The organism is Nitrospirota bacterium, from assembly GCA_016207905.1.
Taxonomy (GTDB): Bacteria; Nitrospirota; Thermodesulfovibrionia; order Thermodesulfovibrionales; family JdFR-86; genus JACQZC01.
The window spans coordinates 1-11,480 of sequence record JACQZC010000089.1 but is presented as its reverse complement, the minus strand read 5'-3'; the positions used below and the strand labels follow the sequence as shown (position 1 = coordinate 11,480).

7 protein-coding genes are annotated in these 11,480 nt (G+C 43.6%); 1 reads left to right on the top strand and 6 read right to left on the bottom strand.

Annotated features, from left to right (window positions below):
* Positions 1 to 153: 153 nt before the first annotated feature.
* From HY805_10655 to HY805_10645, 3 genes are read right to left on the bottom strand one after another with little or no spacing between them, the layout of a single operon-like run.
* Entirely contained in the window at positions 154 to 2,505 is a 2,352-nt protein-coding gene (locus HY805_10655; GenBank protein MBI4824669.1) for an FAD-dependent oxidoreductase, read from the bottom strand.
* The gene (locus tag HY805_10650) at positions 2,495 to 4,150 is read right to left on the bottom strand and encodes a 4Fe-4S binding protein (GenBank protein ID MBI4824668.1); all 1,656 of its coding nucleotides are present in this window, start codon (positions 4,148 to 4,150) and stop codon (positions 2,495 to 2,497) included. Before HY805_10650 ends, HY805_10655 begins: the two co-directional genes overlap by 11 nt.
* Positions 4,129 to 5,238 carry a glutamate synthase gene (locus tag HY805_10645; protein ID MBI4824667.1) on the bottom strand — a complete coding sequence of 370 codons (1,110 nt, stop codon included), beginning with the start codon at positions 5,236 to 5,238 and terminating at the stop codon, positions 4,129 to 4,131. The genes HY805_10650 and HY805_10645 overlap by 22 nt, the downstream gene beginning before the upstream one ends.
* Before the next feature lie 96 nt (positions 5,239 to 5,334).
* On the opposite strand from HY805_10645, the gene HY805_10640 reads away from it, so the two are divergent.
* A complete protein-coding gene (locus tag HY805_10640) occupies positions 5,335 to 6,327 on the top strand; it encodes a DUF128 domain-containing protein (GenBank protein MBI4824666.1) in 993 nt (330 codons plus the stop codon).
* A gap of 62 nt (positions 6,328 to 6,389) precedes the next feature.
* Here the strand turns inward: HY805_10640 and HY805_10635 are convergent, their stop codons facing one another.
* From HY805_10635 to HY805_10625, 3 genes are read right to left on the bottom strand one after another with little or no spacing between them, the layout of a single operon-like run.
* Positions 6,390 to 7,718 carry a glutamine synthetase gene (locus tag HY805_10635; GenBank protein ID MBI4824665.1) on the bottom strand — a complete coding sequence of 443 codons (1,329 nt, stop codon included), beginning with the start codon at positions 7,716 to 7,718 and terminating at the stop codon, positions 6,390 to 6,392.
* Between the two features lie 59 nt (positions 7,719 to 7,777).
* A complete protein-coding gene (locus HY805_10630; protein ID MBI4824664.1) occupies positions 7,778 to 8,503 on the bottom strand; it encodes a type 1 glutamine amidotransferase in 726 nt (241 codons plus the stop codon).
* Positions 8,485 to 11,256: a tetratricopeptide repeat protein gene (locus HY805_10625; GenBank protein MBI4824663.1), complete on the bottom strand. Its 2,772-nt coding sequence runs from the start codon at positions 11,254 to 11,256 to the stop codon at positions 8,485 to 8,487. The genes HY805_10630 and HY805_10625 overlap by 19 nt, the downstream gene beginning before the upstream one ends.
* Between the last annotated feature and the right edge of the window lie 224 nt (positions 11,257 to 11,480).

Genomic DNA, 11,480 nt, shown 5'->3' with positions numbered 1-11,480 from the left:
TGTGTTTGAATAGGCAAGGAGACCAATGAGGGCTATGAGGAGAAGGTGGATGATAGGTTTGCTGATTAAAACAGAAATCCTGCTCATAGATTAATTTAACATTTTTGTATCACGACTGAAAAGATTTCTATTGGCAATTTTGGGATTCGGAGATTAAATATTTTCGACCATCTCCCACACACCACATGGGCATATGCCTGCGCAGAACCCACAGCCTATGCATTTTTCATCGTCAACAACATACTGCCAACTGCCATCTTTGTTTTCAACCCTGCTTATAGCTTCTGAGTAGCAGGTTACCTCACACATATGGCAGTCCCTACAGGTTGCACACGACATGCAAAGATTAGCTTCTTTCTTTGGCTTGAATGCGCCCTTTTGCAGTCCCCTACAGACATCGTAGTATTCTGTCTTAATCCTCTCGTATGGTATGACCTGTTTGACCTCTGGCATATAGTCATAGTGCATTAGCTCTGAATGTATAACCTCCGCAGTTATTCTTCCCTGACCAATGGCATGTGTCACAAGCCCGGGCTTCGTTGCATCTCCAATAGCAAAGACCTTTGGGTCAGATGTCCTGCCAAGCTCATCCACAGTTATCCATCCGCCTTTTTGAGCGTTGATTCGAGGCGGAAGGAAATCCACTACTGGTGTCTCTCCTATTGCAACTATAACGAGGTCAGTAGAAAGGGATGTGCCATCCTTAAAATAAATCTTCTTTCCTAATTTGTCATACCTCTCTACAACCTTAGGCCAGAGGATCGCAACGCCTTTTGAATTTGCAGAGTCAAGCTCTTTTCCGAATGCGAGGGGCTTCTGTATGTCAACTGCCTTAACCGTTCTTGCACCACAGTTAAATGCCTGAGCCGCTACATCCATTCCAACATTGCCTGCACCTATTACGACGATATCCTTTCCCTTAAGCGTAGCCTGCTTGCCAAGGTTAATGCCTTTAAGAAACTCTATTGCAGAAACAGTATGCTCGGAGCCTGAAAACTCAAGTTTTCTTGCTCTATGAGCACCGCATGCAATAACGACTGCCTCATGTTCCTTATATATCTTTTCAAACTCCTTCTGAGCGATTCTTTTCCCAAGATGCACCTTTACGCCAACCTCATTAAACCTCGAAAGCTCCTTAAGAAGCACCTTATGCGGAAGCCTTTCCCGTGGGATGCAAAGCTCTATCTTTCCGCCAAGTTTATCCTCTGCCTCATAAAGAGAGACCGAATGCCCTTTAAGTGCCAACTGCCATGCCGAGGAAAGCCCTGCAGGTCCTCCTCCTATCACTGCAATCTTATGCCCTGTCTTTCTTTTCGGCTTAGGAGCAGGAATCTTAAGTGAAAGACTGCCTAATTCTTTTATATTAAGAGGTCTATCGAGCCTTCCTCTTGTACAGCTCTGCATGCAGAGATTAGGGCATATCTGTCCACAGACAGTTGCAGGAAGAGGGCTATATTGTAGGATAAGCTCTAATGCCTCCTTATGCTTTCCTGCCCTCAGAAGTGCAGCCCTCTTATGAGAGGGTATGTGGGTCGGACATGCATATGCACACGGAGGTAGATACCTCTCGTTTTGCCAAATTGGTTTATTTCTCCTGTCTACACCTGTTGTTATATAAGGAAGGAGGCTCTGCTCATGAGTGATATACTCTGCAAACAGCCCGCCCTGCCCTACCTCGGACTCCCATGTCTTTCTGAAATCCGTCATCAGGACACTAACCCTTTTCCATGCCTTTTTTTCAGAAGGCGTGTGTGCAATAAGCTTTTTCCAGTCCTCTATATGGCCTGTAAGCTCCCTTAGATGGGATTCCCTGTCTATTGCCTTAAGGAAAAGAGGGATTCTTTCTTTGAGCCACTTCCAGTCCGAAGGCGTTAGGTCAACCTGCTTGACATCCCTTTCGCTAAAGCCCTTTATCTTGCCCCTGAAATAGATAGTTCCGCCTACCATTCCGACACATGGACGATAGCCTAAGATATTTTCCGGATTTCTTGGATTTACTCCACAGACAACTGCTATGCCTCCTGCCTTAAACTCAGCAAAGGAATCGCCAACATCTCTTAGATACCATGACTCAGGCGGGTCGAATCTTGGATTATGCTTTGTCATCGTATCGCATCTTGCACCGCCACTTCCCTGCACATAAAGCACTCCCTGTGCAGAGGCATTATGAGCGCCGTTTGTAACATCTCCAAGCACAGTGATTTTAGCTCCGCAGTTAATCCAGCCTACATCGTCCGAGGCTCCGCCACGAACAACTATCTCTGTGCCAAACATCCCCATACTGCCAAGCCTCTGCCCAACAGGTCCTTCGACGGTTATCCTCACAGTCTCTTTCAGTGGCCAGATTCTTCCACCTATGCCGTGCTGACCATCTGCATAAACAAGGATGTCCCTTTCGCCTTCTCTAACTGCCCTCTGAATCTCTTCTTCGAGGATACGGGAAGAAACCCTTTTCCCGTTTATGTTTCCCTTTATGATAAGTTGTTTCATCTCTTTAGCACGCATAGCTTATCTCAAGCCTTTCAGCCATTGCCTTATCATCTATGCTTAATCCATCCGACATACCTATTGGAAGCTCTGTGCTTCTTCCCATTGGTGCAAAGATTTTTCTTAGCTCTATGTCAGCAGATCTAAAGACCTCGACAAGCCTTTCGGCAACCTTCTCTGAGTCGAGCCTTCTGTAGAGCTTTGGGTCTTGTGTAGTTATTCCCCTTGGACATCTGCCTGTGTTACAGAGATTACATCTATTTAACTCGTCTCCAAAGCACTCGGCAGTTGCCTGCATTATGTATTTTCCTACCGAAACTCCCGATGCTCCTAACATTATGAGTGCCGCAGCGTTTGCCGCAAGATTGCCCTTTTTACCAACACCACCTGCGGATATAAGTGGAAGCTCGTTTTGTTTACCCTGTCTTACGAGGTCCATGTAGCATTCCCTTATGTTAGAGGCAATTGGATGACCCATCTTATCTAAAGATACATTGTATGCGGCACCAGTGCCTCCGTCTTCGCCATCTATCGAAAGTGCAGCTGCATAAGGGTTTCTTGCAAGATTATTGAGCACTGCCCTTGCTGTCTTTGTGCCTGATATCTTTGGAAACACAGGAACCCTAAAGCCCCATGCCATTGACATAGACTGTATCATCTTTGCAACCGACTCCTCTATGGAATACTTAGTCTGATGCGTTGGAGGCGAGGCAAGGTCAACAAACATTGGCACACCCCTTATGCTCGCAATGAGCTTTAGGACCTTATAGGACATCAAAAGCCCTCCGTCTCCTGGCTTTGCTCCCTGACCATACTTAATCTCGATTGCACATGGGTCTTCTACCATATGAGGAAGTGCATGTATGATTTCATCCCAGCCAAAATAACCCGAGGCTATCTGAAGTATGAAATACTTGAGGTATCTGGATTTAAGAAGCCGAGGAGGCATCCCTCCTTCTCCTGAGCACATGACAACAGGCATACCCATTACCTCATTAAGATAAGCCACACCCATTGCAAGCCCTTCCCACATGGGCGGAGAAAGCGCACCAACAGACATACTGCCAATCATGATTGGATATATCTCCCTGACAGGAGGTATGAATGTATCGTTTGACACAATAAGCCTTCCGTCTTGTGTTTTCAATGGAAGTTCTTCTGGAGAAAGGATTCTTCCAAGAAGGGTTCTGATTCTGAACTCATGCCTTCCTGCATCTAATGCTGGGTCTGTAAGCATGGAGATTCTTGTGAATTTAATCCTGTCTAAGGTTGACAAAGATGGGTCGTTTCTCCTTCCTCCTCTTTTATAAGGCTCTCCAGCTTTGTTCTTGAAATGATAAAACTTGTGTTGAGGATTGTATTCAGGCTCTATTGCCTCGTTAGGACATACCAATGTGCATGTGCCACAGCCTGTGCAGTATCTCTCTATATCGATGACTTGTTTTACGATATATGTGACCTTTCTTGTCTCAACCGGCTCGGGCAAAGGGGCTGAGGAATGAACAGTCCTTCTCAGCTCGACCTGTGGCTCGATTGCCTTAACAGGACAGACCGCAGTGCACATCCCGCACCTTTTACACCTTTCATCAGACCATCTGATGATGTAAGGGAACTCCCTTAAAGAAAGTCGATGATTATGCTCTAAGATGCCTGCTGGCTCCATACCTTCACCTCTTCTGCCTCTGGCGAGACAATAACCATATCGTATTTCATTGGAAATATGTCCTTTGTCCTGTCCCTTTCAGGTATTGCCCTGTCAAGACCGCATTCCTCCGAGACAAGTGCATATCTTCCTTTTATGCCTCCTACAACACCTGGCCTCAGTTTCTTTGAGTCCTGAATCATAAAACATGTGCCATCAGGCGTAAAGCCTATGACAACATTTGGCCCATCTATGGTAAGCATCCTCAGGGATGCCCTGAGAAGTAAGAGGGCATCTCTGTCAGGTCTTTGGGAAATCTCGGCATCTTTAAGGGGTGTTATAATGTCTTTGTAATATGTAAGAGGATAGCCTAACTGCCTAACAGTATAATGAAGTATATGGGTAAAGACCTCGCTGTCAGACTGATACCCTATATAGCCCGGAAAACCCCTGCTCATTAGAAACTCCCTTATTGGAACAAATGCAGTGTTTTCGCCATTTGTCATAGTAGAGTAGCCCTGTATAAAAAACGGATGGCAGGCATAAAGATTAATCTGATAATTCGTATTCTGCCTTCCCTGAGCCATTATAAGTCTTGCCTTAAGAGGAGATTTGTCAAAACCAAAGAACTCACCTAATGTAAGAGGGTCTCCAACCTCCTTTACGGTTATAACATCGGGATAAAAAGAAAAAACCACTATGGATTCATCCTCCTCGCCCATGCCTCTTAATGTTAGACGGGTTTTAAGAAGAAGGTCTTCCTTTTCCTTTGTTGTCTTATCGAGATAGGATTCCGGGTACTGATAGACCTTTGCAAAGTAATGGTCTCTTCTTACCACTCCCTTTACCTGCCTTATGGATGGAGACCACATGTGCCTTTCCTGAAACCCAAGCATTTTCATATGTCCCTCAAAAGCCTTATACCCATCTTTTGAGCATATGCCTGAAAGTATAGGGTAGTCCCTAAACTCCTTGAATTCTCCACCAAGGTCTTTAAGAATAAGTCCCATGCCAGAGCCATCATGCCCCTCTTTCATGGTCTCAAGGGTAATGATGTTTTCCATTGGCGAGAAATACTCGCTGGATGTTATGGCAATCAATCTACACATTACTTTTACCCTTTTACTTCTATACGGTAATCGGTTACCATATGTTATAATTATAATGTAAAATTAAACATACATTTTTGTCAAACTGAGGAAATAATGTTAACAAAGACGATGCTTTCAATACTGAAGGTGCTTGAGAAGCATCAGGAGACAATCCTGGGCTCAAGGGAGATATCCAGAGAGCTAAAACAGCATGGCATCGAACTTACGGAAAGAACAGTCAGATACCACCTTAAGATACTGGATGAAAGAGGGCTTACAAAGGTATTCGGAAAAGAAGGAAGAAGGATTACCTCAAGGGGGCTTGAGGAGTTCAAAAGCTCAATGGTGTCCGAAAGGGTTGGCTTTATAATAAGCAAGATAGAGACACTCTCTTATCTTACGACCTTTGATGTTGACACAGAAGAGGGAGATATAATACTGAATGTCTCCTATTTTCCTGAAAAAAGCTTAAAGGATGCTATGAGGGTTCTTAAGCCTGTTTTTCAGTCTCCGTATGTGATGAGTGACAGGATAACACTCGTTAAAGAAGGAGGAAGAATTGGTGAGCTCATTGTGCCTGAAGGAAAAATAGGACTTGGAACGGTTTGCTCTGTAACCATTAACGGCATATTCCTTAAGGCAGGCATACCTGTTACATCGAGGTTTGGAGGTGTGCTTGAGATAAAGGATGCCCTGCCATCAAGGTTCCTTTCGCTTATAAGCTACGAAGGAACATCCTTAGACCCGATTGTGGTCTTTATAAAAAGTAAGATGACAGATGTTATATCTGCTATAAAACAGCACTCAGGAAAGGTTCTTGCGAGCTTCAGAGAGATTCCTGTTGTGAGCATCGAGAGGGCAAAAGAGATTGAAAAAATGATGAATGCCAAAGGCATAGGCGGAATCCTTCTTATCGGCAACCCAAATCAGCCACTCCTTGAGATGCCAGTTGGTATGGATAAGGCAGGCATGATAATAGTGGGCGGGCTAAACCCCATAGCCGCACTCGAGGAGGAAGGCATACTAACTGAGAGTGTTGCAATGGCTGTGCTTCATAGCTATTCCGAGCTTTTGCCTTTTAAAGAGGCACTCAGAAAGTTTAGCTAAAGGGGATTTTGAAAGCATTATAGAGGGGGTTCGTGGGGGAGATGAAATCTCCCCCACGCCATTTAAAGTATTGGAAGATATGTCTCAAGCTCGTATGGAAAGACCTTTGTGCGGTAGTTATCCCACTCTATCTTCTTGCTCATTATAAGCTCATTGAATATGTGCTCACCCAATGTCTCTTTTAAAAGAGTGCTTTTTTCAGCATGCTCAATTGCTTCTATGAGAGACCCTGGAAGCTCATCTATACCCATCTTTGCCCTTTCCTCGGATGAAAGGTGATACACATCAAGCTCAACAGGCTGAGAGAGTTTATATCCCTTTTCAATGCCTTTAAGCCCTGCAGCAAGCATACATGCAAAGGCAAGATACGGGTTACATGCAGGGTCTGGAGAGCGAAGCTCAATACGGGTTGCCTTTTCTTTTCCAGGCTTATAAAGAGGCACTCTTACTAAGGTAGAGCGGTTTCTTCTTGCCCAGCATAGATAAACCGGTGCCTCATATCCTGGCACAAGCCTCTTATAAGAATTAACCCACTGATTAAGAACCAGTGTTATCTCCTTTATATGGGTCAATAAACCTGCGATATACTTCTTTGCCATGTCTGACAGGAAATACTTGTCCTTTGCATCAAAGAATGCATTCTTTGGACCTTTAAATAAAGACTGGTGCGTGTGCATTCCAGAGCCATTCTGACCAAATATGGGCTTTGGCATGAATGTGGCATACACTCCATATTTCTTTGCTATCTCTTTAACAACGACTCTGTGTGTCATAACAGTGTCTGCCATTGTGAGGGCATCTTGATACCTGAGGTCAATCTCATGCTGTGAGTGTGCAACCTCATGGTGTGAGTATTCTACTTTTATTCTCATCTCCTCGAGAGCTAAGATTGTATCTCTGCGTAGGTCCTCTGCAGCATCGAGCGGGTAGTCAAAATACCCTCCTTCATCAAGTGTCTCTACAGCCTTATCTGTTTTGAAATAAAAATATTCAAGCTCAGGTCCAAGATAGAGCGTGTAGCCTTTCTGCTTTGCTTTCTCAAGATTTTTCTTAAGCACATACCGCGGGTCACCCTTATAAGGTGAGCCATCAGGCTCATATATGTCAGCAAACATCTTTGCAACAGCTGACTCCTTAGGCCTCCATGGTAAAAGGGTGAATGTTGTCGGGTCAGGCCTTGCTATCATATCACTTTCATCTATCCTTGCAAACCCCTTGATGGATGAGCCATCAAAGCCCATGCCCTCTTTGAAGGCATAATCAAGCTCCTCAACTGGAAGGGCAAAACTCTTGAGCATTCCGTGAATGTCTGAAAACCATAGCCTTACGAACTTCACATCGTGCTTTTTTACAAGCTCCATTACATCCTTTACATCCCTTGGCTTTTGCATCTTTGCTTTTTAAAAACCTCCTTAAATTTATTTTTCCTAAACACTACCGCACAGTCATGCTATTTTTTAAAAAGCATCACCTCCCTTTTCAGGCTTTGACAAAAAAATGCTTTATAGAAATTCCTCGCCCTTTGAGAGTATTCGTCATATAGATTTTCTGTTTCTGCCTTCAACTTATCAAACGAAGGCTCAGCCTTAAACCAATCATACAACATCTCCTTTGTCACTTCAATATGGAACTGAAAGGCATAGACATTTTTTCCATACCTGAATGCCTGATTTGGATAAAGCCCTGAGCTTGCAAGCCTAACCGAGCCTATTGGTAGCTCGAATGTATCACCATGCCAGTGAAAGACCTTAAACCTTCTCCAGAAATCCCCAACAGTTGGATGCTGGGCAAGCCTTCTCATCAAAGGGTCTTTGAGAGCATCTCCAGTAAGCTCTATGGGAAGCCAGCCGAGCTCAGGGGCATGACCTTTATAGACCATTGCTCCGAGGCAGTGAGCTATCATCTGAGCACCAAGACATATGCCTAAAACCCGCATTTCCCTGTTTATAGCCTCCCTTAAAAGCCTTGAGCCTGCCATTAGATGCGAATGCTCATCCATCTCATAAACAGCCATGGGCCCGCCAAGCATAACGAGGGTGTCAAACCCATCAAGGGAAGAAGGGCTTTCGCCTTCTCCGAACTCAACAACCCTGTAAGGTATGGAGTCTTCCCTTAAGAAGACCCCTATCGAGCCGGGGCCCTCTGAACTTATATTCTTTAAGATAAGAACAGACATTTCTTTCTACTCGGCAAACGGTTACCGTATGTTAATAGAAAGGAATGCCTTTTGTCAAGCTCTGTCTCGTTTGCATTAACAGAAAGCAGTATATCAGGCGGTTCAAGAGAGACACCAATTGTCTTTGCTATCTCTTTCACTTCAATCTCTATCTCAGGTAAAGGCAGAAACTCTACCTCGTTGCCTATGTCCAACTCTAAAGTCTTCCCCCATTTGGGCTTTATTGCAAGCCCTCTAAATGAGTATTTATTCACACCTGCAACAAAGACTTCTTTGTTTTTACTTTTCCATGCAATGTATCGAGGGTCATCTTTGCTATATACAGGGTTACCCAGTGCAAAAAGTGGCTTTTCTAACTTACTGCTTTTAAGAGACCTCTGAAATGAAAGCACAGTAGCCGATTGATAATAACTTAAGACATATCTGTCACCTACATAAAGACTGTCTTTTATACCTTTGCCTTTCTCTATCACTAATGCCTCAAATGGGAGCAAGCCTAATACCCCATCCGGAACGATAATGATTTTTTCGCCCTGCTTTACCTCCTTTAACACCTCTGCAAGCAACAATTCATAAAGCTCTTCTGCCTCTTCTACAGAAAACCTCTCATACTGCTTTGTATTCAGAGGCTCCATGAACGCCTTTATCTTTTCCTCGAGGGCTTCCTTTGACAGAGGGAGCTTCACAACTTTCTTTACACCTTCCTTTATCACCATGAATAAATACACTCTATCGACACCAATCGCATACTCAAGTAAGACCTCGTTATCCTTAAGTGATAACCTCTCGGCTAAAATGGGCTTTGGATAATAAAGGCTTGCGTATGTAGGATAACTTTTTCTCAACTCACTTATAAGCTCATTAAGCTCGGCAGAAAGTTTCTCCCTTATCCCTTTAAGCCTTCCAAGTGCCTCTTCACCTTTCTTATATTCAGCAGTCCATTGCGAATCTATAGCTGAAATCTGCTGTATGAGGGATTGCTCTTTTTCCCATAATTGCTGGGGTAATTCGATATGCCCTGCCTCTCTTGCAGATTGAGCCATTGCCTCAAGAAGAACCCTCGCCTTTACCGACTCCGAGAAATAAAATGCGATGGATTCGAGGTCTTTGCCGTAAGGGCTAAATATCTTATCATTCTTTTCGCCACTTAGAGCCCTTTCCGAAAGAGTAGCTAAAAGTCCTCTATATGCCTGTGCCCTTCCCTGAGCAGAGCCTGCAGACAGAAATCCTATTTTTTCCCCTTGGACATTCTTTCTCATCTCCTCCACAATAGAGACTGCACTAAGAAACTCCTCCGAGGCATCCCTGAGCTGACCTATGCCTTTTAAGGCATACCCTTTCTGAGTGTGATATTGAATCCGATAGGGCGAACCTGAAAACCATGTCAGCTCCATCTTTTCAAGCAACTCCAGTGCCTCTTTATATTTTCCAGTAGCAAGATAGACCTCTACCAAACTTGGATTCCCTGTCCATCCATAACCTGCCCTTGCCTCCTCTTCTTCTTTTTCTTTAAATAGCTCTTCTGCTTTTTTGTAATCTTTAAGAGCCAGATAAACCCAGCCGATATTGTCAAGTTCTGTAGCTATGCCAATGGGTGTATCCAATTTTCTATTTATCTTTAAAGCCTCCTCATAATATTTAAGAGCCTTATCGTATTGGCCAAGTTCATAGTAAATCAGCCCGATATCGTTAAGTCCAGCGGCTTCATCTTGAGGCATATTCAGTTTTTTAACTACATCTAACGACTCTTCATAATATTTAAGTGCCTCGTGGTATTTACCGAGGGACTCATAAATTGCACCAGTGCGGTAAAGGGCTGCGGCTATATCGTTAGGGATGTTCAGCTTTCTGAATATATCTAAAGCCTCCTTGTAAGCACTAAGGGCATCATCGTGTCTGCCGAGAGATTTATAAGTCTGAGCAATATTGTTAAGACTCTGTGTTAAATCTGATGAGATATTTAACTCTTTTCTTATTTTTAAAGCCTCGGTGTGGTATTTAAGGGCTTCGTCATACCTCTTGAGAGATTTATAGACCACACCGATATTATTGATGGTCAGGGCTGTTTCTTGGGGTATGTTCAATTGCCGGTATATACTAAGGGCTTCCTCAAGATGCTTGAGTGCTTCATTCGGTTTACCTGTTCGATATAAGCTCCATCCAGTACCAGTAAGACTCTGGGCTAAGTCCCTCGGGATATTTAAGCCTTTCCTTATAGTTAAAGCCTCGTTATAATATTTAAAGGCTTCTTCATATCTACCGCTACCACCATAAATCCAGCCGATATTATAAAGGCTCTGGGCTATGCTCTGCTCCTCCGGGGTCTTAAATCCCCTTTTCATTTTCAAAGCCTCCTCAGAATATTTAAGAGCCTCGTCATATCTACCGAGTATAGAGTAAACTATAGCTATCTCATCAAGGTTTTGAGCAGCATGCTTACAGGGTTTTAATTCCTCGAATACTTTCAAAGCTTCCTCATAGTATTTGAGGGCATCTTCATATCTGCCAAGGGATTTATATACCAGACCGATATCAATAAGGGTTATAGCTGTATCATGGGTGCTATCGAGTTTTTTATATATCTTGAGGCTTTCTGCAAAATATTTGAGTGCGTCCTCGTATCTACCCTCCTGATGTGCGGTTACTCCCTCCTTGTTAAGCCTTATCGCCTCATCTTCAGGCTGGGCAGAGGCATTCCCAAAAATCCCAATTAAAAAGAGGGCGCTCAGTAAGATGATTAATTTTTTCTTCATGGAGTCGGTCATTTCAAACCGCTTAAATTTATAACTTCCACGATATTTTGTCAACGGCTCTAAATTGCCGTTGCATAGGTAGTGTAAAATCTTCTGTGTAAATTCTTGAAGTAAAAAAGAGACAGGGTGTATTCTCCATTGTCCAAATCATTAACCCTTAAAGGGAAGGAGGATACACCCATGTCGGTAAAGGAACTTACTAAGTTAACGGTAACAGATTTATG